Source organism: Labrenzia sp. C1B70, assembly GCF_000475395.1.
GTDB classification, from domain to species: Bacteria; Pseudomonadota; Alphaproteobacteria; order Rhizobiales; family Stappiaceae; genus Roseibium; species Roseibium algicola.
Window position 1 is genome coordinate 430,407 of sequence record NZ_AXCE01000002.1, and the last position, 25,616, is coordinate 456,022.

The 25,616-nt window shown below is 59.7% G+C and carries 27 protein-coding genes and 1 tRNA gene; 18 read left to right on the forward strand and 10 right to left on the reverse strand.

Annotated features, from left to right (window positions below; genetic code table 11):
- The first annotated feature begins 86 nt into the window (after nucleotides 1-86).
- The 7 genes from Q666_RS36630 (at nucleotide 87) to Q666_RS36655 (ending at nucleotide 6,717) form a co-directional block, all read left to right on the forward strand.
- Nucleotides 87-162 (forward strand) — tRNA-Ala (locus tag Q666_RS36630).
- Nucleotides 163-544: 382 nt separating this feature from the next.
- The gene (locus Q666_RS64675; RefSeq protein WP_022998946.1) at nucleotides 545-1,078 is read left to right on the forward strand and encodes a GtrA family protein; all 534 of its coding nucleotides are present in this window, start codon (nucleotides 545-547) and stop codon (nucleotides 1,076-1,078) included.
- Nucleotides 1,079-1,088: 10 nt separating this feature from the next.
- Nucleotides 1,089-1,877, forward strand: coding sequence for a glycosyltransferase family 2 protein (locus Q666_RS36635; RefSeq protein ID WP_022998945.1), 789 nt, complete (start codon nucleotides 1,089-1,091; stop codon nucleotides 1,875-1,877).
- 10 nt (nucleotides 1,878-1,887) lie between these two features.
- The gene (locus tag Q666_RS36640; RefSeq protein WP_161633212.1) at nucleotides 1,888-2,826 is read left to right on the forward strand and encodes a lysylphosphatidylglycerol synthase domain-containing protein; all 939 of its coding nucleotides are present in this window, start codon (nucleotides 1,888-1,890) and stop codon (nucleotides 2,824-2,826) included.
- Nucleotides 2,823-4,295 (forward strand): hypothetical protein, encoded by a 1,473-nt coding sequence (locus Q666_RS36645; protein ID WP_022998943.1) that lies wholly within the window; start codon nucleotides 2,823-2,825, stop codon nucleotides 4,293-4,295. The genes Q666_RS36640 and Q666_RS36645 overlap by 4 nt, the downstream gene beginning before the upstream one ends.
- A complete protein-coding gene (locus tag Q666_RS36650; RefSeq protein ID WP_022998942.1) occupies nucleotides 4,295-5,053 on the forward strand; it encodes a glycosyltransferase family 2 protein in 759 nt (252 codons plus the stop codon). The genes Q666_RS36645 and Q666_RS36650 overlap by 1 nt, the downstream gene beginning before the upstream one ends.
- Nucleotides 5,050-6,717, forward strand: a complete 1,668-nt coding sequence (locus Q666_RS36655) for a hypothetical protein (protein WP_022998941.1) — start codon at nucleotides 5,050-5,052, stop codon at nucleotides 6,715-6,717. Before Q666_RS36650 ends, Q666_RS36655 begins: the two co-directional genes overlap by 4 nt.
- Nucleotides 6,718-6,787: 70 nt before the next feature.
- On the opposite strand, the gene Q666_RS36660 is transcribed toward Q666_RS36655, so the two are convergent.
- Entirely contained in the window at nucleotides 6,788-7,252 is a 465-nt protein-coding gene (locus Q666_RS36660) for an HAD hydrolase family protein (protein WP_022998940.1), read from the reverse strand.
- A 235-nt stretch (nucleotides 7,253-7,487) separates the two neighbouring features.
- Between Q666_RS36660 and Q666_RS36665 the strand changes: the two genes are divergently transcribed.
- The 7 genes from Q666_RS36665 (at nucleotide 7,488) to Q666_RS36690 (ending at nucleotide 15,631) form a co-directional block, all read left to right on the forward strand.
- Nucleotides 7,488-8,858, forward strand: coding sequence for an extracellular solute-binding protein (locus Q666_RS36665; RefSeq protein WP_022998939.1), 1,371 nt, complete (start codon nucleotides 7,488-7,490; stop codon nucleotides 8,856-8,858).
- Between the two features lie 65 nt (nucleotides 8,859-8,923).
- Nucleotides 8,924-10,231: a sugar ABC transporter permease gene (locus Q666_RS36670; RefSeq protein WP_022998938.1), complete on the forward strand. Its 1,308-nt coding sequence runs from the start codon at nucleotides 8,924-8,926 to the stop codon at nucleotides 10,229-10,231.
- Between the two features lie 13 nt (nucleotides 10,232-10,244).
- Nucleotides 10,245-11,072: a carbohydrate ABC transporter permease gene (locus tag Q666_RS36675; protein ID WP_022998937.1), complete on the forward strand. Its 828-nt coding sequence runs from the start codon at nucleotides 10,245-10,247 to the stop codon at nucleotides 11,070-11,072.
- Complete coding sequence (locus Q666_RS36680; protein WP_022998936.1) at nucleotides 11,072-12,130, forward strand: ABC transporter ATP-binding protein; 1,059 nt, start codon at nucleotides 11,072-11,074, stop codon at nucleotides 12,128-12,130. Before Q666_RS36675 ends, Q666_RS36680 begins: the two co-directional genes overlap by 1 nt.
- On the forward strand, nucleotides 12,130-13,611 hold the full coding sequence (locus Q666_RS64680) for a glycerophosphodiester phosphodiesterase family protein (protein WP_022998935.1): 1,482 nt from the start codon (nucleotides 12,130-12,132) through the stop codon (nucleotides 13,609-13,611). The genes Q666_RS36680 and Q666_RS64680 overlap by 1 nt, the downstream gene beginning before the upstream one ends.
- A gap of 11 nt (nucleotides 13,612-13,622) precedes the next feature.
- Nucleotides 13,623-14,651: a LacI family DNA-binding transcriptional regulator gene (locus Q666_RS36685; RefSeq protein WP_022998934.1), complete on the forward strand. Its 1,029-nt coding sequence runs from the start codon at nucleotides 13,623-13,625 to the stop codon at nucleotides 14,649-14,651.
- Between the two features lie 149 nt (nucleotides 14,652-14,800).
- Nucleotides 14,801-15,631 (forward strand): TolB family protein, encoded by an 831-nt coding sequence (locus tag Q666_RS36690; protein WP_031268647.1) that lies wholly within the window; start codon nucleotides 14,801-14,803, stop codon nucleotides 15,629-15,631.
- Nucleotides 15,632-15,650: 19 nt separating this feature from the next.
- Here the strand turns inward: Q666_RS36690 and Q666_RS36695 are convergent, their stop codons facing one another.
- Complete coding sequence (locus Q666_RS36695; RefSeq protein ID WP_022998932.1) at nucleotides 15,651-16,571, reverse strand: DMT family transporter; 921 nt, start codon at nucleotides 16,569-16,571, stop codon at nucleotides 15,651-15,653.
- A gap of 147 nt (nucleotides 16,572-16,718) precedes the next feature.
- On the opposite strand from Q666_RS36695, the gene Q666_RS36700 reads away from it, so the two are divergent.
- Nucleotides 16,719-17,570, forward strand: coding sequence for a LysR substrate-binding domain-containing protein (locus tag Q666_RS36700; RefSeq protein ID WP_022998931.1), 852 nt, complete (start codon nucleotides 16,719-16,721; stop codon nucleotides 17,568-17,570).
- A 33-nt stretch (nucleotides 17,571-17,603) separates the two neighbouring features.
- Here the strand turns inward: Q666_RS36700 and Q666_RS36705 are convergent, their stop codons facing one another.
- The 7 genes from Q666_RS36705 to Q666_RS36735 all read right to left on the reverse strand — a co-directional run bounded on the left by Q666_RS36705 (nucleotide 17,604) and on the right by Q666_RS36735 (nucleotide 22,623).
- A complete protein-coding gene (locus tag Q666_RS36705; protein WP_022998930.1) occupies nucleotides 17,604-17,954 on the reverse strand; it encodes a carboxymuconolactone decarboxylase family protein in 351 nt (116 codons plus the stop codon).
- Nucleotides 17,955-18,163: 209 nt separating this feature from the next.
- Nucleotides 18,164-18,850, reverse strand: a complete 687-nt coding sequence (locus Q666_RS36710; protein WP_031268645.1) for a metal-binding protein ZinT — start codon at nucleotides 18,848-18,850, stop codon at nucleotides 18,164-18,166.
- A 321-nt stretch (nucleotides 18,851-19,171) separates the two neighbouring features.
- Nucleotides 19,172-19,750, reverse strand: a complete 579-nt coding sequence (locus tag Q666_RS36715) for a glutathione peroxidase (protein WP_022998928.1) — start codon at nucleotides 19,748-19,750, stop codon at nucleotides 19,172-19,174.
- Between the two features lie 101 nt (nucleotides 19,751-19,851).
- Nucleotides 19,852-20,418, reverse strand: a complete 567-nt coding sequence (locus tag Q666_RS36720) for a DUF1190 domain-containing protein (protein ID WP_022998927.1) — start codon at nucleotides 20,416-20,418, stop codon at nucleotides 19,852-19,854.
- Nucleotides 20,419-20,508: 90 nt separating this feature from the next.
- Nucleotides 20,509-20,919 carry a DUF350 domain-containing protein gene (locus Q666_RS36725; protein ID WP_022998926.1) on the reverse strand — a complete coding sequence of 137 codons (411 nt, stop codon included), beginning with the start codon at nucleotides 20,917-20,919 and terminating at the stop codon, nucleotides 20,509-20,511.
- A 20-nt stretch (nucleotides 20,920-20,939) separates the two neighbouring features.
- Nucleotides 20,940-21,587 carry a DUF2491 family protein gene (locus tag Q666_RS36730; RefSeq protein ID WP_022998925.1) on the reverse strand — a complete coding sequence of 216 codons (648 nt, stop codon included), beginning with the start codon at nucleotides 21,585-21,587 and terminating at the stop codon, nucleotides 20,940-20,942.
- On the reverse strand, nucleotides 21,568-22,623 hold the full coding sequence (locus tag Q666_RS36735) for an ion channel (protein ID WP_022998924.1): 1,056 nt from the start codon (nucleotides 22,621-22,623) through the stop codon (nucleotides 21,568-21,570). The genes Q666_RS36730 and Q666_RS36735 overlap by 20 nt, the downstream gene beginning before the upstream one ends.
- 163 nt (nucleotides 22,624-22,786) lie before the next feature.
- Here Q666_RS36735 and Q666_RS36740 point away from each other — a divergent pair, with 163 nt between their 5' ends.
- From Q666_RS36740 to Q666_RS36750, 3 genes are read left to right on the forward strand one after another with little or no spacing between them, the layout of a single operon-like run.
- Nucleotides 22,787-23,227, forward strand: coding sequence for a DUF2170 family protein (locus Q666_RS36740; RefSeq protein ID WP_022998923.1), 441 nt, complete (start codon nucleotides 22,787-22,789; stop codon nucleotides 23,225-23,227).
- A gap of 33 nt (nucleotides 23,228-23,260) precedes the next feature.
- Nucleotides 23,261-23,932 (forward strand): PspA/IM30 family protein, encoded by a 672-nt coding sequence (locus Q666_RS36745; RefSeq protein ID WP_022998922.1) that lies wholly within the window; start codon nucleotides 23,261-23,263, stop codon nucleotides 23,930-23,932.
- Between the two features lie 15 nt (nucleotides 23,933-23,947).
- On the forward strand, nucleotides 23,948-25,114 hold the full coding sequence (locus tag Q666_RS36750; RefSeq protein WP_022998921.1) for a glutathionylspermidine synthase family protein: 1,167 nt from the start codon (nucleotides 23,948-23,950) through the stop codon (nucleotides 25,112-25,114).
- Nucleotides 25,115-25,277: 163 nt separating this feature from the next.
- On the opposite strand, the gene Q666_RS36755 is transcribed toward Q666_RS36750, so the two are convergent.
- The gene (locus Q666_RS36755; protein ID WP_022998920.1) at nucleotides 25,278-25,460 is read right to left on the reverse strand and encodes a hypothetical protein; all 183 of its coding nucleotides are present in this window, start codon (nucleotides 25,458-25,460) and stop codon (nucleotides 25,278-25,280) included.
- Between the last annotated feature and the right edge of the window lie 156 nt (nucleotides 25,461-25,616).

The window sequence follows — 25,616 nt, forward strand, 5'->3', positions numbered from 1 at the left end:
TATTTTCTGCTTGATCTTGTGTGGAGGTGTGACTATAACCCGCCTCCATCGACGCCGGCACCCAAACCGGCTCTCATATGGAACTTGGGGCCATAGCTCAGTTGGGAGAGCGCTACAATGGCATTGTAGAGGTCAGGGGTTCGATTCCCCTTGGCTCCACCATTCCAGTCTTTCTTCGAAAAATTTGCATTTTGAGCCGACCAGGCAGTAGGCCGTGTGCGGTTTGTCATTGCCGCGAGCGATCGCCGATTGACTGTTCTGCTGCCACCGGGAAGCTGTTCCCGAACCCTTGTATCGCGTCCCAGCGGGCGTTGGCACGGACACCTTCCACATATCCAGACCCATTGTCAGATTCGCCGATTAACGGCATTGAAACAATTCACCGCTAGTGTTTCCCGGCATGAGATAAGGTCGTTTCGGTCAGACAGCTCGACGGAAACGGCTTCTTTGTTTTCAGGATGTGAACAGGTTTTTCCGATGCCGGCCGAGCGCAATTTCAGCATATGGATCGACCGTCTTTCCAGCGGTTGCTGACGGTGGTTTCATGAAGGACGCCGGGAGCGCATCTACTGTCGTGGAACGCGACGGCAAACAAAAGTCAGGGTCGTCTTCCTTGAACCGTTACAATGCGATTGCAAAGCGCTTCTCGGGATTTGCCCTGATCTCCGGCATAGGCTGGTGCCTGGATTTCCTGACCATGGCAACGCTCACGCAGAGTGGCCTGCCCGTGTTCTGGGCAAACTTCATCGGTGCCTTCTGCGGCGTGACCTTCGTTTTCTTCGTTGCCGGCAAGCACATCTTCGAGAAGGCCGGCAACAGGTCGACGACAGTGCTCCTGGCGCTCTACTGGATCTGGCAGGTTGTCGCGGTAACCGCCGCCTCGGCTCTGACGGCCGGGTTGAGCTGGGCTTTGATGTCGTTGCTGGTCACAGTTGACGGCACTGCCTTCGTTGCCGGTTTGGGACTGAAGCCAGTGACCTTGTGCGGGGTCGCGGCCAAGATGCTGGTCACGCCTTTCACCCTTGTCGCGAATTTCTTTTTCATGCGGTTTCTGCTCGAACACCGCAAGTCAGATTGAGGTGCCCTTCATGACCGGCCGGGTTCTCGTTTTCATTCCCTGCTACAATTGCGAAGCGCAGATCCCGCGTGTGCTGAAGCAACTGGAGGCACCGGAAGTTCAGGCTGTCGTTGATGGTGTCCTGTGTGTCGACAACCGGTCGACGGACGGCACGCGCGAGGCGGCACAGGCGGGGTTGGCGAAACTCGGATACGCCGAAACGGCCTTGCTGCACAACGACGACAATTACGGTCTCGGCGGTTCGCACAAGGTCGCGATCAATTTCGCGATGGTGAACGGCTACGACTATCTTGTGGTGTTGCATGGTGACGATCAGGGCGCGATTGCCGATCTCGTGCCGCATATCGCGGCCGGCCGTCACAAGGATCTCGACTTTCTGATGGGCGCGCGCTTCATGAAAGGCTCCAAGCTGGAGGGTTATTCCTTGCTGCGCACGGCGGCCAACCACACCTTCAACCTGATCTTTTCGGCAATCAGCGGCCAGCGTCTCTTTGACCTCGGCTCCGGACTGAACCTGTTCAAGGTAGAGGCCTTCAAGTCCGGCTTTCACCTGAAATACGCCGACGACCTGACGTTCAACTATTACCTGATCCTGGGTGTTGTCCGGAACCGGTTCCGGCTGGGGTTCTTTCCGCTCACCTGGCGTGAAGACGACCAGATATCCAATGCCAAGCTGAGCAAGATGGGCTTTCAGCTTCTGCGCATCGTCAGCTTCCGTCTGTTCAAACCGGCCGCTTTCTTTGCGACCGATCACCGGCAGACACCGCGCGCCGCCTATCCCTCGACACGGATTGCCTGAGGTGAGGTCTGTGCGGACATCCTCACGCTTGCGGCAGGCCAGGTTGCCGGCCGGCCTTGCCCTGCATTACGCGGTCCTGTTCCTGCCGTTCGGTCTCGCGATCTGGTGGCTGGCCGAGCAGGGGCTGGGTGAGCTTGCGGGCAAGCCGTGGCAGGCGCTCCTTGTTGCAGGCGGCATCTATCTCGGCTCGCATTGTGTGCGCGCTGTTCGTCTTGCGATCATGGCTTCGCGGCTGCTCGGCATTTCCGGGCGCTCCAGCGCGCTGCTGCATCTGGTGACCAGCCCGGGTGCCCTCGTCATTCCCTTCAAGCTTGGCGAGATCCTGAGGCTGCACCAGCTCTGGTATCTGGGCAAAAGCTTTCCCGGCGCGCTGATCATCATCCTTCTGGAGAGGTTTTTCGACGGGTTGATGATCCTCGTCCTGCTCGTCGTCGTTTATGCCTACCACGGTCCGTTGGCCACCGGGCCGATGGTCCTTCTGGCCGTCACCTGCCTTGCAGTGCTGGCGGGCCTTGTCGTCTTCGTGCTTGGCCCCGGCATCCTGCGGGCCGTGCAACATTATGTGGTTCTGAACCACCGGAACCCGAATTCCTTGCGACACCTGGGTCAGCTGGACGGATTGCGTCAGATCACGACACGTGGGGCCGATCTTTTCCGCGTACAGGGACCGGTGCTGCTGGTCATGTCCATGGTCATCTGGGGCCTGGAAGCCCTGGCGGCGACTGTGCTGGCATACACCTCCGCCAATTTTGTCGAAACCAGCGGGATCGTGATTCTGGCCGAGCGGGTGTTCGAGGGGCCGGTTGCCAGTTTCCAGGGCGCCATCGGCGCCTGGAGCAGCCTGTGTCTTCTGTCCCTTGCGCTGGTCTGGCCGCTCGCCATGTGGATCTACCTTCCGCGAGTGCGCAACGAACCGCTACGTGCCCAGAACAGGACCGGTGCCTTATGACGAAAGCACTTTCCGTAATCCTAGACGACCGGGATCCGCCGGCAGAAAGCGTGCGGGCCGCGCTTGGCGAAGTCCGGTTCTCCGACATCATGCGCCGCCGCCAGACACTGGCGAAAGAACTGACGGCCATGTCCCTGGAGGCCGGTGCGGAAACGGTGGAACACCTGATGTCGCCTGAAAGCGGTGTCGAGCTTGCAGACCGCATCCGCGACTGGGGCGACGCCGCAATCTATCTGCGCGTGCCGCTCTGTCTGCCGCCGCTCGATCCGGAAGGCTTTTCGGTGCTGGTGCGCAAGGCCGGATACGCCTTGAAGACCATGCTCGCCAGCCCGGTCATCGACGATGAGGCCGTCGCCGTTCTGTTCCATGCCGAAGCCGCGTCGCTTCTATGCGCGGAAACGCCTGAGGCCCGCCGTCTCCTGCTGCTGTCGTTGCGCGATCGTACCGAGATCATCACGGACCACGCCCGCTTCATCGATATCCGCGAGCCGCGCAACCTGATGCTGTTTCTGTCCGGTGCGACAGAACTTCGGCATTTCAATTCCGCTCGTTCGGAAGACAGCGTCTTTCACAAGCAGTCCACCGACATTGCAAAAATGCGTGCCGAGCACGGCTTCTTCCATGCCGCACCGCCTGAACTGCAACGTTTCCTGCTGCCCACGTTCGGGTTCTGGGAAGACGGCAAGAAGGCCGGCTACCAGATGGAGCATCTGGCGATCCCGGATGCGGCGTTGCAATGGGTGCATCACTCGTTCACGGAAGGTGATTTCAAGGTCCTGCTCGATCAGATCTTCACCTACCTGAACGCAAGAACGCCGGGAAAGAAAGACGGAGCGCGGGCCGAAACCCAGATCCTGGAAAAACTGGACAAGCGGCTGGCGGGGTTCCTGGAGACGGAGCGCGGCAGACAGACCAACCAGATTCTGGAAAAAGCCGGCCCGCGCGGTGGTTTGCCCGACATGCTGGAGCAGGCGCGCCCCTTCATTCGAAAGGCGGTCGGCACGACGGATCAGCTGGTGTTTTCCCACGGCGATCCGTGCTTTTCCAACGTCCTGTTCGACAGGCGGATCGGGCTGATGCGGCTGATCGATCCGCGCGGAGCGTTGTCCGCGGATGATGCGATGATGCATCCGCTTTATGATGTCGCCAAGATCAGTCACTCCATTCTGGGCTGCTATGACTACGTCAACAACGGCCTGTTCCGCGTCTATCTGAACAAGGAACTGCGGTTGGAACTCGACTGGACGATCGCGCCTCCCGCGGATTGGGCCGAGCGGCACTTCTGCGACAGGCTGGAGGCGGAAGGCCTCGACATCGCCCATGTGCGTGCGGTCGAACTGTCACTGTTCCTGTCGATGCTGCCGCTTCACACCGACCACCCCGACAAACTCGTCGGCTTTGCGCTGATCGCGGCCTCGATCCTCGATCAGCTTGAAAGCGGACAGAAACGGCAGAGAAAGGCCAGCTGATGAGCGGCGTAGTAGCGATTACGATGGCCGGGATGGGCAGCCGTTTCACCAAGGCGGGCTACGACCGTCCGAAGTATGAAATCGAGGCGCTCGGCCGACCCCTGTTCGACTGGTCCATGCTCTCGATGGAGGCCTACCGCGAGGCGGGCTGGTCGTTCTGCTTTGCCGTGCGCAGCGGATTGAACGCGCCGGAGTTCCTGACAGCCCGCTGCAAGGCGCTCGGCATTCAGGTTGACGGCATCGTCGAGCTTGACGAACTCACCGACGGCCAGGCGACAACAGCTCTGGAACTTGTTGCCACGGCTTCGGAAAACCAGCCACTCGCCATCTTCAACATCGACACTTACGTGGCGCCAGGTGCGATGAAGCCGGCAGACCCGGCGGTTTGTGCCGGGCATGTCCCGTGTTTTCCCGGACCGGGTAACGGCTGGTCCTTCGCACGCACCGATGCGGATGGACGTGTGGTGGAGCTTCGCGAAAAGCAACGCATTTCCGATCATGCGACCGTCGGCCTCTACTGGTTCGACAGCGTCGCCCGCTACCGGGACGTCTATGCCCGCTTCTTCCGCAACAGCGGCGAGGAGAAGGGCGAGCGCTACATCGCGCCGATGTACAACCAGATCATCGCGGACGGGGCAGCTGTCTCCATCAGTCAGCTGGCGTTCGAGGATGTCGGAATGCTCGGTACGCCGGAGCAACTGGAGGCGTTCATCGCCTCTCCGCCGCCTTCCGCAGCAAAGTGGACGATTGCCAAATGATTGCCCTTTCGACTTATGCCTTTGCCATCTTGCTGTTTCCGGTGCTTGTCGCAGTCTGGTATTTGCGAAAGGACCATGCCTCCGGCTTTATCGGCTTGCTTGGCCTGTTGGCCGCCGGTGTGCTGATTGCCGTCAGCGCGACGCTGCCGCACCTGTTCTTTGATCACGAGCGTTACCTGCACGACCTTTGGACCGCCTTTGATACGGCAAACAAATCTGCCTATGGTCAGGCCTCCAGCGTCGATTATTTCAGTCCGATCGGACCGGTCTATGACTGGGTTTTCCGGATCGCGGTCGAGCTACGCCCGCAGGATGCGACTTCGGTTCCCCTGGCAAGTGCCATATTCGGGCTTGGAACCTTCGTTTTGGCGGTTCTCACTCTGACGCGACAGGTGAGTTTCGGCACGCTTGGCCTCGTTCTGCTGGTCGCGGTCGCGACAGTCGTGACACCGCGCGAACCGGACATGATCTTTGCCCAGACCAGCATGAGCTGGCTTGCCCCCTATAACCGTTGGGCGGCGGCCCTTGCAGCTGTCGTAACCGTGGCCTTTTGCTGCCCTCCTGGACGCAGGGGTGTGCCGGAGGCTTTTCTGCTGGGCTTTTCGATTGCCGTCGTCTTTCTGATCAAGGTCACATTCGGCGCCGCCCTCGTGGGCTTGCTGGTCGCGGCAACGGTGTTCCGGAACGTCTCGATCAAGCATGCTGTTGTGGTCTTGATCGGCCTTGCGGCGTCGCTTGCGGCCGCAGAGCTGGTGACGGGCCAGGTCAGCGCGAACCTTGCGGACATCAAGACCGTCTCCGGATTTGCCAAGGAAACCTGGCGCATCATCAAGCTGATTACCCAGCTTGGGGAGGCTGCGGTATGGGCCATCGGCAGCGCTGTGCTTTATCTCCTGCTGTGCGAAAACAGTGCTGAACCCAAACGCTTCACACCTGTCGTCCTGATCCTGGTCGCCGCTGCCATGGCCTGCGTTATTCTCATGCAGAACCATTGGCTGTCGGAAAGCCCGGTCTATGCCATGCTTCCGATCATCGCCGCACAGTGGGCCGGTCTTTTCCGCAAGGGGGAAACAGCGGCGGTCTCCGTCGAAAGACAGTCGAAGGCCCTGACGCTGAAGATCCTGTCGGTCCTCACCATTGCAATCGCCCTCATCTATCCGGCCCGTGATGGCGGTGCCATGGTCGCGCAATTCCTGCAAAGCCGGCAGTATCCGGCAGACGAACGGCTGGCCAATACCGGGCAGGCAGGCTTCGTGCTGCATCCGCGCTGGCTGGAACAGCCTGATGAGGAAGTAACTGTCGACTACAACAGGATGCTGGATGGTTTCAGCCTGCTGCAGGAAGTCGGGGCTGCAGATCCGGATGCCGGGCCGGTACTGGCTCTCAACTTCGCCAATCCGTTTCCGGCCCTTCTCAACAAGCCTTCACCCGCCAGGGTGCCGATCTGGTTCCACAATGGCAGAACCTTCTCCAATGAGATCCACCAGCCGGAAGAAGAGTTCTTCTCCGATGCGGAGTTCGTGATCCTCGGTCATGGCGACCCGTCCGGAGAAGCGCTTTGGGAAATCTACCGGCCGTATGTGCAGGAGCACTACGAAGAAGCTGCCAGCAGCCCTTCCTGGACCGTCTACCGAAAGAAAGGTCAGGACGGTCAGAAACTGTAATACCGATAAATCGGCCGGCACAAAGATAGACAGGCTTCGCGGTCAGCCGGCTGCGAAGCCTGTTTTAACGTCAGTTTTTCGGTGCGTTGTCGAGCAGGGTGTCGATCTCCGATTTTGACATGCGGACGAACTCGTCCGGCCGGATGGCGCGGTCGTCTACATAAAATCCTTCATGTCCGCACCAGGGCTTGCCGACGAAGATCTCGTCGTAGGGAATGTCGTGCTTTTGCAGCCACTCGATGATGATCGGCACCGTGTGCGCCGTGATCTTGCCGACATTGTTCTCATGAGTCCGCATGTTGCGTGCGGTCTGGATCACGATCTCGAAGCCCTGTTCCTTGTACTCCCGCAGCTTCTCGATGAGGGGCAGGTTCGGTGAGACGTTCCTGTAGTCGGAAGTGTCTGCCAGGGTCAGGGTTCCGTCCAAATCGATAACAAGGCGCTTTATGGGTTCAACTCCCCGCTGGTCCGGCTTCTCAGAAGCCGGAAGGTCATGAAAATTGTTGTTCGGGGTGTTGCTATAGCCAAAAATCATCAAGGCCGAGTAAAGCGCCCTCCGTCTGTCGTCTCGCCGTCGTGATCGGCTTTTATGATCAAGATGAAGCCAGGGTTGTCGCATTGTCCGGCTCCTGAAATTCGCAACGCTGTCACATGCCCGTAATACCCGCCCGCTAGAACCCGCTTTGCACACGTGTGCAAAACATGTTTATTCTTTCCACATGGCACTTCCGGGAGGGAGGTGTCGCAACACAGACAGCAGGCGAAATACGATGAGCATTCTCGTTTCCAAACTGCGCCAGTCCACAGCGGCTGCCGTCCTGGCTCTCACCACCGCGGCTTTTGCCGGAGACGCCCTGGCAAAAGACCTCACCATCACCGTCTGGGCAGGCGGTTCCAACGACAGCGACGTCTACCGTCTCGATGCCATCGAGATGGCGGCGGACATCCTGTCCCGCGAATATGCGATTGCTGGTGAAGACCTGAACATCACTGTCGAAAAGAAGCGTGACTTTGCCGGTTGGGAGGAATTCAAGCAGGCCGTGACCCTGGCCGCTGAAGCCGGCAGCGCCCCGAATATTGTTGTGACCAGCCACCTGGATATCGCTCCCTGGAGCCAGTCCGGCCTGATCGTTCCTGTCGAGGATTATGTCGACATGGACACCTGGCCGATCAACAACATCTACGAAAACCTGCTCGATATCACGACCTACAACGGCGTCGTCTACGGTCTGCCGCAGGATGCCGAAAGCCGTCCGTTCTTCTTCTGGCGCGAAACCATGAAGAAGATCGGTTACACGGATGAAGAGATCGACGCGCTTCCGGCCAAGGTCGAAGCCGGCGAATACACGCTCCAGAACGTACTGGAAGACGCCAAGAAAGCCGTCGACATGGAAATCGTCGAAGAAGGCTACGGCTTTTATCCGCGCGTTTCCAACGGGCCGGATTATGCCCAGTTCTACCAGTCCTTCGGCGGCGAACTGATGGACAGCGAAACCGGCAAACTGATCCTCGACAAACAGGCGATGACCGATTTCTACCAGTTCTTCGTGGACGCAGTCGAAGCGAAAGTGACCCGCAAGAACCACATCGGCACCGAGTGGGACCAGTGGTATGCGGAAGTGGCGTCCGGCAAGGCGGCCCTGTGGCACGGCGGCACCTGGCACTATGCGCGCTATACCGGTAAGGAAGGCCTGGACGATTTCTTCGGCAACATCCAGTTCTCGCTCATTCCGGCAGGCAATGAAAACGGCCAGGCCAACACCATCACCCATCCGCTGGCCTATCTGCTCACCAAGCAGGATGACGAAGACGATATCGAGATCGCCGCACAGCTGATCAAGATCGCGTCCGAACCGCGCATCAACACGCTGCACGCGATCAAGTCTGCACACCTGGGCATTGCCCGGGAGCAGTCCAACATCGAGCTTTACGCCAACGACCGTTGGGCAGCCGAAGCGACCCGCCGCCTGCTGCCGCACGCCAATGCACAGCCGAACAACCCGAACTACGGCAAGTTCTCGGAGATCATGTTCAAGGGGCTGGAAACAGCCTGGACCGGCACGAAGTCTCCGGCTGACGCAGTTGCCGAAGTGGAAGCGGAAATGACCGCCGTGCTCGGCGACGACCTGATCGTCCGCTAAGCCATCCATCCTCCATCTGCCTTGCCGGGCGGTCCGCCGCCCGGCTCACATTTCAAGGGGACAAGATGCGACGCGCGCACCTGCTCGGGCTGGGGTTCATGGCCCCTGCGCTCTTCATCATTGTGTTTCTGTTTCTGGCGCCGGTGGCGCTGACAATGATGTTTTCCTTCACCAGCATGAGTTCCGGTACCGGCATTTCCTCCGGCGGTGCCTATGAGGTTACGGAACGCACGATCCGGATGCTCAAGGACCAGGGGTTTCCGGAAGCCACGGCAGATCGTCTGGCCGAGGACACCTACAAGATCGACGCGGCCGGTATCGCAGCCGTCGAAGCCGAATACGGCAAGGCATTCGCGCATGAGATCGAAGCCAGTTTGTCCGGCAAGAGTTTTGCCGGCCGGCGTGACCTGGAGCGCGAACTGAAGCGCCTGAAGGAACGCCCGCGCTCGACACGCGATCTGAAGAAAGCCGCCGATCTCTTCAAGCGCTCGATCCTCAACACGCGCTTTGAAACGGAAGAAGCTTTTATGACGGGCATTGGCGAGCTGGGGCTCGGCCTTCCGGAAAGCGAAACCGACCAGCTTGCCAGGACCGCCTACACCGGCTGGGTCTGGACGACGGAAAACTACAGCCTGATCGCCTCGCTGCCGTCTTCGCTCCGGGCGGCCGGCAACACGCTGATCTACGTTTCGCTGACGCTGTCCTTCAACATCGGATTTGGTCTCTTCCTGGCTGTGACGACCTTCTATCTGCCGGCCGCGGCCGCAACCACATTCCGGACGATCTGGTTCCTACCGCGCATCCTGCCGCCCGTCATCTACGTGATGATGTGGAAGTGGATGGCCTGGGACACCGGTTTCCTGTCCAGCTTTCTGGCCAATTTCGGCGTGCCGCCGCGAAACTGGATGCTGCATTCGGACATCAATGCCTGGGTGGTTGTCATCCTCATCAACGGTTTCGTCGGGGCGTCGCTCGGCATGATCCTGTTTTCCAGTGCCATCAAGGCGATCCCCGAAACCATGCTGCATGCAAGCGAGGTGGATGGCGCCAATCGCCTCCAGCAGATCCGCTACATCATCCTGCCGCAGCTCAGATGGCCGATCCTGTTCACCACCGCCTATCAGACGCTCTCCTTGCTGACGTCCTTCGACTACATCTACCTGTCGACGGACGGAGGACCTGGCAAGGCAACCGAAGTGTGGGCGCTCTACACCTTCCACACCGCGCTGAACAACTATGGCGGCGTTCTGCAATACGGTCTCGGGGCTGCGCTGGCGATGGTCCTGGTGGTCATCGGCATTGCCGCATCGCTGATCTATCTGCGCCTCTTCAATTTCAACGAACTCGTGGCCAAGCCGCGTATCGAGCAATAGGGGAGAGACGGACATGAGACCCAACTTCCGCGTCTGGCCTGTCCTGGTGCTGCTCAGCATCCTGTCGCTGCCACTGGTGCTAATGTATTTCTACCTGGTGGTGGACACGTTCACCGACACCACGGCAGGTTCACTCCTGCCGGACAGCTTCACCCTCGAACACTGGAAATTCCTGTTCGAAACGCCTGAAACCGGACGGGCAAGCATCTGGCCGGTCACGGCCAACACCTTCCTGTTTGCCGGTTCCACCAGCCTGATCGTGGTGATGGTGTCGCTGACGGCAGGCTACGCTCTGTCCCGATTGAACATGCCGTTCCGCAAGTTCTTCCTTGGCGGCGTCCTGACCCTGCACGCCTTCCCGACAGTGACCCTGATCATCGCCATCTTCCTGATGCTGCAGATGAGCGGCCTCTACAACACGCTGATCGGCGTGATCCTGGTGAAGACGGCTCTGGAGTTGCCGCTTGGCATCTGGATCATGAAGGGCTTTTACGACACCGTGCCATGGGAAATCGAAATGGCGGGCATCACCGACGGCGCCAGCCGCTTCACCGTGTGGTGGAAACTGGTTCTGCCCCAGGTGCAGCCCGGCATCGCTGCTCTGGCGCTGTTCTCCTTCCTGGAAGCCTGGAAGGAATTCATCCTGCCGCAGGTTCTGGCCCCCAGTGGTGCGTCGCAGGTGCTGGCGACCTATCTCCAGAACATCATCGCGGACGACCGCAAGCCGGACTTCAACCTCTTCAAGTCCATCGGGCTGTTCTACGCCCTTCCGGTCATTTTCATTTACGTGGTTTTCAACCGCAAACTCATGAACATCTACGGCGGAGGCACGAAAGGCTGATGCGTATCGCACTTGAAAACTTCACCAAGAAATTTGGTGAGACCACCGTCATCGACAACATGTCCCTGACGATCGACAGCGGCGAGATGCTGGCCCTGCTCGGGCCTTCCGGCTGCGGCAAATCCACGACGCTGTTTGCCGTGTGTGGTATTCACCGCATGGACGGTGGCCGTCTTCTGTTTGGCGAAAGGGACGTCACGACTGTTCCCTCGCAGCAACGCAACGTCGGCGTCGTATTCCAGAACTATGCGCTCTACCCGCACATGACCGTCCACGAGAACATCGCGTTTCCGTTGAAGGTGCGCCGGGAGACCAAGGCCGATATTGACCGCAAGGTCCGGGAGATCGCCAGTCTCGTCCAGATCGGAGAGTTGATGGCGCGCCGCCCCGTGCAGCTGTCCGGTGGACAGCAGCAGCGCGTGGCCCTGGCACGGGCACTGGTCCGTGAGCCCGACATTCTGTTGCTCGACGAGCCTCTGGCAAACCTCGATGCGAAACTGCGTCTGGAAATGCGCTCGGAGATCCGGCGCATTCAGCAGGAAACCGGCATTACCGCGGTGCTTGTCACACACGATCAGGTCGAAGCCATGTCCATGTGCGACCGGATCGCGATCATGAAGAAGGGCGAGATCGTTCAACTGTCCAGCCCCTCGGAAATGTATGACAACCCCTCGTCGGACTTCGTCGCAGGCTTCCTCGGCAATCCGCCAATCGCGTTTCTGGACGGGGCAACGGAAGATGGTGGTTTCCGCCTGGCAAACTCGAAGGTCAAACTGCCGATCCCGTCCGGTATTGCGGCCCCCGGTCACGGCGCGCCGATGCGTCTCGGCATTCGTCCGGAGTTCTTTCAGCCGGACCACCCGCTGAAGGTGACCGGAAAGGTCAGCTTCGTCGAGATCCAGGGCCGGGAAGAGCTTTACGACGTCACCCTGGAAAACGGTGCCGTGCTGCGGTCGATCCAGCCGCATGGCGGCAATTACAAGCTGGGTGACGAGGTCACCTGGGGCATTGCGGAAGACCGCATTCTTGCCTTTGGTCCAGACGGCGGCAGGCTCTGATGGAAACGGCATTGCAAGCTTTCAAGCCGGGCCGCGCCTGGCTCGGCGAACCGAGATCCGTTCCGCTTTCCATCGCCCACCGTGGTGCCAGCGCCTATGCCTTCGACAACACCTTGCGGGCATATGAAATCGCCCATGAGCTTGGGGCGGACATGTGGGAGGTCGATGTTCGGCTGACCGTGGACAGGATCCCGGTTGCCTTTCACGATGAAGACCTCAAGGCAATCTGCGGACTTGACCTCAAGGTTGCCGACGTGACCGCCGCCCGGCTGCAGGCTCTGACCGCCGAGTCTGGCCGTGAAGCTCCCCTGTTCTCGCAGATTGCCGGGCTTGCAGCCCGTCTTGGCGCGGGCATCTATCTGGATGCCAAGGAAGGCGAGGCAGCCTCGCTGGCCATCGCGGAGCTTCTGGACCGCCGGATCGAGCGGGTGATCGTTGGCGCAAACACGCCTGACTATGCATCCGAACTGATCGCTGGCGGCTGTCCCTATCCCGTGTCCATTCTGGTCGGGGTGGGCAAGGATCCTTTTCCGATTGCCGATCAGTGCGGCGCCGAAATCCTCCATCCCTGCTGGGAGCGTGCGGGGCAACGGCCGGACCGTTTGCTGGATGAAGCGTTCTTTGCCAGGGCTAGTGAGCGCGGCCTGCCGGTGGTGACCTGGCATGAAGAGCGTGTCGATGTGGTCGAAGCTCTGGTGAAGATGCCGATCCTCGGTATCTGTTCGGATCAGCCGGAAATGGTCGCAAGGTTCGCCCGCTCGGCTGTCACAAGCCCGGAAATCGTCTGCCATCGCGGGGCCTGCAAGGTGGCTCCGGAAAACACTCTGGCTTCGGCAAAGGCTGCCTGGGCAGCAGGTTTCGACTATGTCGAGATCGATGTCCAGGAAACGGCGGACGGACAGCTTGTCGTCCATCATGACGCCACGCTGGACCGAACCACCAGTGGCAGTGGAGCAATCACGGAAAAGACGGGTGCGGAGTTGGCATTGCTGGATGCCGGCCGCAAGTTCGATCCGTTTTTCGAAGGAGAAAGCATCCCGCCCCTGTGTGCGGTTCTGGAAACGGCACTGCGAATGGGCGGCAAGCTCTATGTCGAGCTGAAACAGGCGGATCCGCATCAAACAGTGTCCAAGGTACTGCGAATGATGGCGGCCGAAGACGTGTTCTTCTGGGCCCACGATGTCGGGAGACTGCGAGCCATTCACGATGCCTTTCCGCAAGCGAAACTGATGGTGCGGGCGGAGGATTTCGAGTCCCTCGACACGTGCCTCTCCACCTTCCGTTCCGGGATAGTCGAATTCAATGCGACGAATGCCGGTCCGGCAGCCTTTGAGGCGGTGAGGACGGCCGGGCGCAAGGCGATGATCGCCTACATGGGCAACGACCCTTCCGAGATCAAACGCCTGCTGGCCTTGAAGCCGGATCTCTTCAACGTGAATGAGCCCTTTCTCGTCGCCCGGATGCTCGGTAAAAGCATATAAACGGAAGAAACATGCCTGACGCTCCTGGTCACAAGAAAACAGTCAATTCCTTCGACGTCGCTCGCCTGGCGGGCGTGTCACGGTCGGCTGTTTCCAGAACCTTCACCGACGGTGCCAGCGTCTCCAAGGAAACCCGGGACAAGGTGATCGCAGCCGCGCGTCAACTCGGTTATCGGGTCAACGTGCTGGCCCGCTCGCTGCACAAGCAGAAGTCCGACCTGGTGGGCGTCGTCGCCGCCGATCTCGACAATCCGTTCCGCTCGGAGCAGATAGACCTTCTGTCCAAGGGGCTGCTGGAATGCGGGTTCAGGCCGATCCTGCTGCGGGGAGAAAAGTCGACGGATGTTGCCGACCTGATCGGGTCCCTGCTGCAATACAGTGTCGCCGGGGTCATCGTCACGTCCGATACTCCGCCGGAAGAGATCTGCATCGAATGTCTTGAAAACGGTGTGCCTCTGGTGGTGGTCAACAAGCGTGACCCGGGAGCACCGGTCGACCGGGTCGTGACCGCTTTCGAGGACGGTGGCCGGAAAGCGTATGAACACCTGATCGCAAGCGGGTGCCGAAAGCTGGCGGTCGTCACGCCGGAACGCTCGTCCTTCTCCATCAACGGCCGCGCGCTCGCATTCGAACAGGCGGCCAATGACGGTGGTGTTCCGGTGATACGGATCGCCTGGGGCGCACAGACCTATGACGGCGGACTTGCGGCCGCGGAATTCGTTCACCGGGTGCGCAGCGAGGTCGACGGCGTCTTTTGTACAGCTGACTACCTGGCGCTGGGGGTACTTGACGGCCTGCGCCACATCCACGGGCTGCGCGTGCCACAGGACATTCAGGTGGTCGGCTACGACGACATTCCCCAAGCCGCGTGGAAGGCTTACGACCTGACCACCTTCTCCCAAAGCCGTCATGACCTGTGTGAGGCGACGCTCCATCTGCTGATGCAACGTCTGGAAAACCCTGATCTGCCGCAGCAGGTCAGGGTATGCGACGTGCATCTGGTGCAGCGGGTAACCACCCGGGGGCCAGCCGGCGATTGAGCGAGGTGCTGGTTCAGGGGGCACCAATCGAACTGCTGCTGCCCAACAGCATGTTGGATTAGCAGCGCCGGTCAGCTGTTGGGCGCCATATCCGGCCTTTCTCCGAAGGGCTGTCCCGTGCCAAGCTCCGGAGAAATCTGGAGCAGATGATGAAAAGCATTCTTGCAACGATCGATATTGAAACCGGGACGGAAACCGTTTTGTACGAAACGGACCGCCATCTGGAAGCGCCCAACTGGACGCCTGACGGGTCCGCACTGATTGTGAACGGTGGTGGCCGGCTCTACCGCTTCCCGCTCGACAATCCGGCGTTGATCGAGATCGACACAGGCTTTGCCAAAGCCCTCAACAATGACCACGGCCTGTCACCGGATGGAACGATGCTGGCGGTCAGTGACGGGACAGAGACAGGGGAAAGCTGCATCTACACGCTACCGGTAACAGGCGGCGTGCCACGGCGGATAACGTCGCAGACACCATCCTACTGGCATGGCTGGTCACCGGACGGAGAGACACTTGCCTACGTCGGCAAAAGGCCGGAAACCGGCGACACCTTCCAGGTGTTCACGATTGGCCTGAACAGTGGCGCGGAAAAACAGGTCACCCGTGACTTCGACCATTGCGACGGACCGGACTATACGCCCGACGGCAAGTGGATCTGGTTCAACGGTGAAAGATCGGGATCTGCTCAGCTCTGGCGCATCAGGCCGGACGGCAGCGACTTGCAGCAGATGACAAGCGACGAGCGGGTCAACTGGTTTCCGCATCCTTCGCCCGACGGCAGGTTTGTTGCCTATCTTGCCTATGAGGCTGGCACGACGGGACACCCGGCCAACAGGACGGTCGAACTTCGCCTGATGCCTGCCGACGGTGGTACTCCGCGTATCCTGCGGTCACTCTTCGGCGGGCAGGGAACGCTCAATGTTCCCTCCTGGGCCCCGGACAGCAGGCGCTTTGCCTATGTGAAATACGAGCCGTGACGGGACAGATGCGCGAGCGCTAGCGGGAGGCGGGCGGCACAAGCTGTGCATCGGCGGCTGTGGTCAGTCTCCGGACGCCCCACCGCAGCGTAACCGCAAGGCTGGACAGGATGATGAGCCCCAGGCCGACAAGTTGCAGTGCGCTGATCAGATGGCCGTAGGCAAGAGCATCCACCAGCACCGCACTGGCCGGATAAAGGAACAGCAGCACGGCAATGACAGGCGTCGTCAGTTTCGGCAAGGCCTTGTAGAGTACGACATAAACACCGCCTGTATGAACGAGGCCGATGATCGCCAGCCATCCCCATTGGTCTGCCGATAGGGTCAGTGGACCGGCCGGGCTGAAGGCTGCCAGCATCAAGGTGCCGGTGGCAAACTGAACGGTGGCAAGTTGTGGAGCGGAAATTCCCGTCAGTCCCTTGGCGATGATTGTCACGCCGGCATAAAGAAATGCGGCCGCCAGTGTCGCGGCGAGGCCAAGGAAATAGGACCGGTCTGCCGTCAGTTCCATTCCGCTCAGCCCGGTGGCCAGTGCAAGGCCGACCAGAGCGAGACCGATCCACAGGAGAGTGACCGCCTGTAGCCTTTCCCGAAAGACGAAGGCGCCCAGAACCACCACGAGAAACGGCTGGATGTGGAACGTGATGGTGGCAACGGCAATGCCGGTTCTCTGAATACCTTCGAAGAACAACACCCAATTGCCTGCCATCAGAACGCCGCTGGCAACAGCCATGGCCAGGATGCGTGGCGATAGTCTGGCAAGCCGGGCAAGATCACCCCGATACCAGCAGTAGAGAGCCAGGGCCAGGCCTCCGATCGCACATCGATAGAAGGCGACGGTAACGGGGGCCGCACCACTTTCCAGAACACACAGTCCGATTGTACCAAGCAGGGTCTGCGCCGCGATAAGGCCGATCACGCCTTCCGTCTGTCTGGTCATGGGACGTGTCCTGACTGGCGGCGATTGCACACCGCAAACTGATACAACATCGACGCATTTCCGCCGCTGATCTGTAAATTGAGGCCTCTTTCATTGTTTGGTCAAACGATATAATCTGAAGAAACTTGTTGAAAAAATTGAAGAATAATGCAGCTCGATCACGCTCTTCTGCGAACCTTTCTCGCCTGTGTCGACGCGATGAGCTTCTCTCGCGCGGCAACGCGCGTGCACAAGTCACCTGCAACCGTGTCCATGCAGATTCAGCGGCTGGAAGACCGCATCGGCAAGCCGTTGTTTGTGCGCGATACACGCAACCTCGCGCTCACGCGCGCTGGAGAGGAGCTGGAAGGTTACGCCAGACGGATCCTGCGCCTGCATGATGAGGCGGTGGAAGCCTTTCGCAGGCCCGATATGGAAGGCTCGGTGACCATCGGTGCGCCGGACGATTACATTGCCGCCATGCTGCCGGATGTTTTGCGACGGTTCGCAAGCCTGTTTCCGCGTGTGGAGCTGAATGTCGTCTGTGCCCAGTCGACTGCACTGCTGCCGCAGGTCGATGACGGCAAGATCGACCTGGCGATCGTTACGCGTACGGGCGGCACGGAAGGGCGTCTGATCCGCCGGGAGCCGATGGTCTGGATCAGCTCTCGCGATGGTCAGGCGCTGGAGCGAGACCCGCTCCCCGTAGCCCTTTACGAGCCTGGCAGCCAGGCTCGGACAGTGACCCTGGCGGCGCTGGGCCGCAGCGGCCTGCGATACCGCTCCGCCTATTCCAGTTTCAGCCATTCAGCGCTGGTCACGCTTGTCGAGGCGGGCCTTGCCGTTGCCGCCGTCGTGCAGATGGCGGTTCCCCCAACAGTGGAACATGTCGATCAGGATCGAGGTCTGCCGCCACTGGAGCCGCTGGACATCATCCTGGTACGCAGCAAACGGGCTGAATCCAGAGCTTGTGAAGCCCTTGCAACAGCCCTCCTGGAAGGGGAGGTGAAAACGAGATGAACGGATGTCCTGAAAGCACAGGACAGGCATCGTTCAGTCGTCGTCCTTCAGCCCGTCAAAAGCCGCCAGTGCTTCAGCGCCGTAGATCATGGACGGACCTCCGCCCATATAAACAGAGACGCCGATCACTTCGAGGATCTCGTCCCTGTTCGCGCCGAGGCGTGCTGCGGCACGAGCGTGATAGGCAAGGCAGCCGTCGCAGCGCGCGGTAATGCCGATGGCCAGCGCGATCAGTTCCTTGGTTTTTGCGTCGAGCGCGCCGGGAGCAGTCGCGGCTTTCGCCAGGGATCCGAAGCCTTTTGCGACCTCCGGAATGCCTTTGCGCACGGCGGCCATGCGTTCATCGGTTTGTGCAACGAATTCGTTCCAGTCGGAAACGGCCATACATCATCTCCATGTTGCCGGAAATCACGTCAGCCAGCCTAGGCGCGGACCGCAATACAGGCGTTGATGTGGCTCAAGCTTTGGTTGGCAGAGGATGACTTTGTCAGCCAGACAGCAAACGCTGCCGGAAACCGGGACGAAGCGATGGGCGCGGAGCCGATGTTGGTGACCAGACGGCGCCCATCGTCAATTTCAGCTCATGCGCAGTCTCAGTGAGCCGTCATTTCATGGACGATCTCGTCTCCGTTCAATGCCGCCGGATAATAGGTCGGCCAGTTGGTCAGCTCCTTGAGGATTTCCTGCCGGTCTTCACCCCAGTAAAGATGATAGTGATCGGACTTCGACGGTGCGATCCGGTGATCGCTGAACTGGATGAAGGCCGGGGCACTGTCATCACCTGCGGTTTTCCTGAAAATGAAGCGGACGCCGCGATTGCCTTTTTTGTAGTTCAGGATCTCGAAGCCGTCGGCAATGTACTGCCCTTCGAAGGCACAGGCTTCGGTCTGGAAGGTCACGCTGTCCGCGCCGATCACGATCCGGTCGACATCGGTGCGATAGCCCGTCTCGTAGTAGGCTTTGTACTCTTCAGCCGACTTGCTACCATGTTCGGCCTTGTGCGCCATGACAGGATCGAGTGTTCCATCCTGAAGGTATGGATAGACGGATTGCCATTCGCCTTGCCAATCGGTGAGCTGACGCGGCTGGATCTGGCTGTCCTCGAAGTAACCCTTGTAAATCTGCCGTTCGGCATCACTCGAGTGATCGTGTGAATGCTTGTGCGAATGGTTGTGTTTAGCCGAGTTGTCCTTGGCTTCCTGCGCCTGGATGGGAGCGGCCACGAGAAACGACGCTATGAGCGCACATGCGCCCGCCAGTCTACCAAACCGAGATTGCATGGATCTGATCCTCTGCTGATTGGGGGAGGGAAAGTATCAAAATGATTCGTAATGTTATTACATTACTAAAACTGCCTAACGCAATCCACGTGGCCAGGCAATGTCAAAGTTACAATTTCCAGCCAGCCAGCCAGCCGTCAGCCAGCCAGCCAGACAAGCAGCCACGCCGCGGAGTGGTAGATAATCAGAAGGGGGAAAGAGTGGGGTGTTCTTCTTGGGAAGACGTGCGTTCTGAAGGACAGCTGTCCGCAAGAGGGCGTGAAAGCCTGATAGCGAGTTGTTCGCTTCGTTTGAAAAGGTGCTGTAGATCGCTTCCGGGGATCAGGATCCGGGCAGGGCCTTCTCGATCGCGGCGGTCACGTCCGATGACGTCGGCGGCACAGGTGTCGGGAACCAGGCAAGGATGCTGCCGTCTGGCCCGACGAGATACTTGTGGAAGTTCCAGTAGGGGCGTGCCGTGGGGCCAAGCTCGCTTGCGGCCCATCGATAAAAAGGATGGGCCTTTTCGCCTTTCACGATCGTCTTGGCGGTAAGTGGAAATTCGGCACCGTACTTGGCTTCGCAGAATTTTGCGATGTCGCCGTCGGCGCGCGGTTCCTGGCCGCCGAAATCGTTGGACGGAACCCCGAGTACAAGCAAGCCGCGGTCCGAATAGGTTTCATGCAGCTTCTGCAAGCCGGCCAGTTGCCCACTGAAGCCGCATTCCGTTGCCGTGTTGACGATCAGAATGGCCTTGCCGGCATAATCCTTGAGCGCAATCGGTTCGCCATAGGGCATTTCGAAGGTGAAGGCATGGGCCGACTGAGCTGCTTCGCTTTGGCCCTCGAGGTCCTTGGCTTGAGCAAAGGCACAAAGGCACGTTGCCGCCAGACACCAGACGAAAGAAAGAAGCCGGTACATTTCAACACCCTCACGCTTTGGCAATGGTACGCGCCGGGGCTGGCAACAGATCAGCGCTTGTGTGCCGCAGTACCTGAATGCCGGTTGCCTTCTGTCTGCCGTTACCCGCCGCGGAACCCGGAACTCGACCGGCTGCCGAACCCGCCACGTGAAGCGACGGAAGTCCTTGTCTGGACTTTTGCCGGCTTGGGTGGCGTCTTCACCGCATCGTCATAGGTACGCCAGCTGCCGCCGCCATAACTGCCGACGTAATAGCCGCCGGATGTGTAGTAGCGTTTGCTGCCGCGTTCCGGATAGACCGGGCGGACGTTGCTCTGGATCAGTTGGTTGGTAACGGCGCCGGTCAGTGCCCCTGCCAGGAAATAACCTGCCGGAAATGGCGTGTAGTAGGAAGAGCCGTCGGTGGCACTGTCATAGGCGCAAACGTTGTTGCCGTGTTGCTCGTTACACAGGTTGACGGTGTCATAGCGTGGTCCGGAGGCCTTGTGGATTGACTTGCCGGCGGTAATTGCCTCGACACAAACCTCGTCCGGGACGTAGCTGTCGGCGACACATTCCGCCTCGGTCTTGTAGACCCGGCCATCCAGCGTCGGTTCGTCCGAGCAGCCTGCAATGGTCACGGTCGTCGTTGCCATGACCACCAGCTTGATCGACTTGGAGCGTTTCATGAATTTTCTCCCGACCTTCAAACGGTCTGATGAAATGCTTTGCGTGATACGGTTCGGGGCATCAGCGCAGGGCGGCCCGTACCGCCTCGGTCAGTAGGTGATGCAGGCGGCGTTCAGCAGGCCGACTGTCAGCGAAATGGCAGCAAGATTGGTGCTGATCGCCATTTCACCACCCTTGATCCGGTCCGTGACCTTCGGGAAGAACCGGCGGAAGACCTGGTAGACCACAAGCTGTGCGGCACAGGCGATGATGCCCCAGATGATGAAGTCGATAATGCTCACGGAATTCGCCGCGGCGCTGGCCAACGGCAATGAAAAGCCAAGGAAGGCCGCGCTGAAGACCACCGAAGCGGCAACGTTGTTTTCCTTGATCAACGCCATTTCGTCATGCGGGGTCATGACGGTATAGATTTTCATGAAAATCAGCAGCATGACGATGGCTGTAATGAAATAGGCAATAAAAGGAACGATGCCTGAAAGGGACGCCTGAAGGTCTGCCATATTGGTCTCCACTATTCAGTTCAGACAGAAAAATTGTGCCGCTCAAGCGGGAAGCCTAGCATGAACGCGACGCTGCGTTCCGCATTTTCCGGCTCTTCCATGTTGACGAGCAGCATTTCGTCCCGGCCGTCCTGCAGGGGGCGGGCAAAAAGCATGGCGGTCTGGAATATCTTGCGCCTTCCGCGGCCTTCGCGGTCGTCGCACACTTCCTCCCAGTAGGTCATCGGATCTTCCGGCGCAGTCGACGTATCGAACCAGGCCCGCTCGAAACGGTAGTCGCGATCTTCGCCCGGCAGTGAAAAGCTCGTCTGACGGATCGCGGATTTCACCCGGTTCCACTCGGTGTCGCCGGTCGGGTACTGCACGTCATAGAAGTACCACAGCATGATCTCGTCGACCCGCTCGTCGTTCTTGCCGTCGCCGCCCTGAAACTGGATCAGGAAGCGGTCGTCGTCAGGATAGAAACGATGCATGTGCGATTGTTCGCCAAGGTCGCAATGCCCCTGGGCGGTGATCATCAGCGTGGTGTCGGGACGTTCGATCAGACTGTCGGCAGGCAGCAGGCGAAGCGCGATCGGATCAAAGGAAATGCCTCTGCCGATGGTCAGACCGAGAACTTCCGGCGGCTGCCAGCCTTTGTCCTTCTTGTTAAACAGTGATCCGAACATCAGCTCCCCCCAGACCGGCCGTGATCTCGCCCGCCGCGAGACGTTTGTTGGCGAGATAATAGATCGAGCCGCCTGTCTTCAACGTCTTGGGGAAAGGTCTGAACAGGAAATCCGGATCGTCCGGCTGGGAAACCGCAATCAGCGTACCTTCAGCGCCTGAAAGGGCCTGTTCCAGTTTGTCGGTTTCGGTGCCGCCCCCGCTTTGGACGATGGCCGAATAAATGGTCGCGCCGAGGCCCGCTGTGGAAAGGGCCATCAGGATCTGACCCGCGCCGGGGTCCTGCGCGGCGCGTACCAGTGCTTCGCAGGCGTTCGACACCACCGGTTCGATTCGCGCAAGGTTGCCTGCGCGCCGGGCGGTGTCACGGTCCTCGAAATAGGCCGCAATGTGAACGGTCTCGTTAAGTTCGCGAATGGCAAGGCAGGTGTTGAAGGTTTCGGCATCCGAGCCGGCGTAGACCAGCACTTTCTGCGCGCCTGGAATGGCCGCACGGCGCAGCGACTGCAGGGCGTCCATGCGTTCGGCCCGGATCAGCCGTACGCCCTCCGGCACTTCCACGTTCTTGGAGTCCGCAAGCAGAATGATCTTGTCGTCTCCGTCCTGGCCGGCAACCAGGTTCTCCACCATCAAGGGTGTCTTGTCCCGGTGATAGCCGACAATCACCGTGGCGTTCTGCACGCGCTCATAGTTTCCGTTGCCGTCAGCCATACGCCTCACTCCTTCCACAAGGACACCCGTCAACCGGCCCAGGACGGCCGAGAAAATCAGCAACGCACCCGGGAAGAACCAGAAGGCGGCCACCATCCGGCCTGCTTCCGTCGACGGAGACAGGTCGCCGTAACCGACCGTCGAGGCGGTTGTCGCGGCAAAATAGATGAAGGTCAGCGGATTGCCCGTCAGGCCTGTTTCACCAGCCAGGAAAAACAGGATCCACGAGATCACCATATAGGCGCATATCAGCGTCGCAAGCAGCCAGAGCTTGAGCTCGAGGACGTGTTGGTAGAGCCGAGAAATGATGAGTTGCAGGATTGGCACCGCTGAAATTTGCCCCCTGTTTCGGTCGCCGGCTACTCTGACCAGAGCCCGCCCTATTGTCAATTCGGCATAGCTTTCCGAATAATCGCTTGAAACGGCTAGACGGGGCTTCTACTTGTTCGAGGCCGGATCCCGGCACCGGATTTGAAATGGAGGGCTTTGGATGAGTACGCGGCAATCTCCCTGGACACTTGCGGAGCTGAAGGAAGCTCTGGAGCAATCGGATTCCTTCGCGGCAGGTGAAATCAGCTGCACGGTGAGTTCCGATCAGGCCGGCGTGCTGGAAGTCCAGCTTCACTCGGCCGGTGAAATCACACTGTTCATGGTTGTCGGCGAAACCCAGATCCTGACGTCCACGGTTCTGTGGCCTTGCGATGCTCAGGAGGACCCGGCCTCCTTCGAGGCGATGATGCTGCGCAATCACAAGAAGCTGCTGCCGCTCTGCGCCCTGTCCATCGATATGATCGACGGACGCGAATATTACGAGCTCTTCGGCGCCATGTCCGTGCGCTCGACACTGGATTCGGTCGAGACGGAATTGCGCACCATCGCCAACAGCGCTCTGGAGCTGGCCGCCGACGTCGGTCCCAAGGCCGCTGCCTGATCCCGCCGCCAATTTGAAGAAGGACATTTGAAAATGAGTGTTTGGGGCAAATTGATTACGGCGTTCAAGGGCCACGCCCACAATGCCGCGGAATCCGTTCAGGACGCCAACCTGATGACGATCCTGGAACAGGAAATCCGCGAAGCAAAACAGGCGATCGGTGCAGCCAAGGACGAAAAGGCGCGCATGGCGGCCAACCGCAAGCTGAAGGAAAAATCCGTCGCCGAACTGATGACCGAAATCGAGCGGCGCACGGAAGCAGCCCGCAGTGCCAAGGCACAGGGCGACGAGCCGCTGGCCATCGAGATCATCGAGAGCGTGCTGAAACTGCGCGATAAGGCGGAAGCCGACCAGGCTCTGTTCGATCAGTACAAGTCCACCGAAGAGCGCATGGACAGCACCATTCGCCAGTCGATGAACAAGATCGAGACCCTGCAGCGCAAGATGGAAAGCGCAAAGGCCAACGAAGCGTTGATCAAGGCCCAGAAGGCGGCGTCCACCAACACCACGGCTTCCGACGGCCGGCTGGCCAGTGCGGTCGACAGCCTCGCACGCCTGGAACAGCGCCAGGCGGAACAGCAGGCCATGCTGGAAGCGGCTGAGGAAGACGCTCGCCTGGAAAGCGGCGCCGATCTGGAAGCCAAGATCAAGGCCCTGGAAAATCCGGCCCGCAACGACGTGCAGGCTCTTCTGGCGAAGCTCTGACGTCCCGCTTGCACCATGAAGCGGATCGCAGTTCCTGAAAGACCGGGGTGGAAGGAAGAAGCCGAGCGCCTCGGCTTCGGCTTTCACACCATGTACGGCGCACCGTACTGGGACGAGACCCACGCCTATCAGTTCACTCTGCGCGAGATCGAGGACGACCTCGAGGATCCCTCGCAGGAGCTCTACGGCATGTGCCTCGATCTGGTTGATCGGGCTGTCCGTGACGACAGTCTCATGGACAAGATGGCGATCCCGCAAAAGTACCGCTCCTGGATCCGCAATTCCTGGGAGCAGCAACAGCCCTCGCTTTATGGCCGCTTCGATTTCTTCTACGACGGCAACGGGCCAGCAAAGCTCCTCGAATTCAATGCCGACACGCCAACGGCGCTTTACGAAACCGGCTTCTTTCAGTGGATCTGGCTGGAGCAGCAGATGGCGGCTGGCGTTCTGCCGACCGACAGCGATCAGTTCAACTCCGTTCAGGACCGCCTGATCGAGCGGTTCGCCGCCATGTTCGCGCCCGGCTATCACATTCACTTCGCCTCATCGAAGGATCACGACGAAGATCGCGCAACCGTGCGCTATCTGGAAGACTGCGCGCGTCAGGCGGGGCTGATACCGCATTTTGTTGCTGTGGAAGAGATCGGGCTCGACGGCGAGGGCCGGTTCGCCGACGCCGACAGTTTCGTGATCGACGCCCTGTTCAAGCTGTATCCCTACGAAGACATGCTGCGCGAGGATTACGGCCCCTATCTGCCCGATGCGCCGATACAGTTGCTTGAGCCACCCTGGAAGGCCGTGCTTTCGAACAAGGCAATCCTGCCGCTGCTCTGGCAGATGTTTCCGGACCATCCGAACCTGCTGCCGTCCTACTTCGAGGGGGAGGCGGATGAGACATTCCTGAAGGGCCCGCATGTGCGCAAACCTTTCTTCAGTCGGGAGGGTGCCAACATCACGGTGCGCGGTCTCGGATCTGAAGAACTCAGCACACCCGGCGGGTATGGCGCGGAAGGCCACATCCTGCAGGCCTATGCGGAACCGCCGAAATTTGGCGACGACTACGTCATGATCGGTTCATGGATTATTGGCGGCCAGGCATCGGGCATCTGCCTGCGCGAGGACAAGGCACCGGTGACGCAAGACCTGTCGCGGTTTGTGCCGCATGTCATTCTGGAAAGCTGATTGCCGAAAACGCGCTGGTTGACGGGGTATGGTTGGATGTGAAACCGACCCGGCGGCCGGGCGCGACCGTTTTTTATGGGTCGTTCTTGTTTTCGTGCGCCTCACGGCCGCCGGTCGGTTCACAGGCAGGCTGTGTCAGCCCGCCCTGAAGCGGAACCCGGTATCAGGACCGGCCGGCGGCAACTGATCTCGGCGGTGCCATGCCGTCATCTTGTTCCTGTCCGAAAAACGTTCCACCAAGCTGTCCGCCGGCGTTGGACTTGTCAGCGACCCGCTTGATCTTTTCTGCCTCCTGTTCGGCTTCCTTGCGAAGCTTCGGGCTGAGGTCGTTCATGGAAAGGTCCATCTGGTCCTCCTGTGTTGGTTATGGGTCCATGGAATAAACGGAGCGCACACAGGATGGTTCCTTCTCCAGCCCGGAGAGGGGAGCGGCGGAACGGATTTCTGGACGGACAGAAACTCTGTAAATCGCGAAAAAGCGGGCTGTCTGGACGGTTCGTGT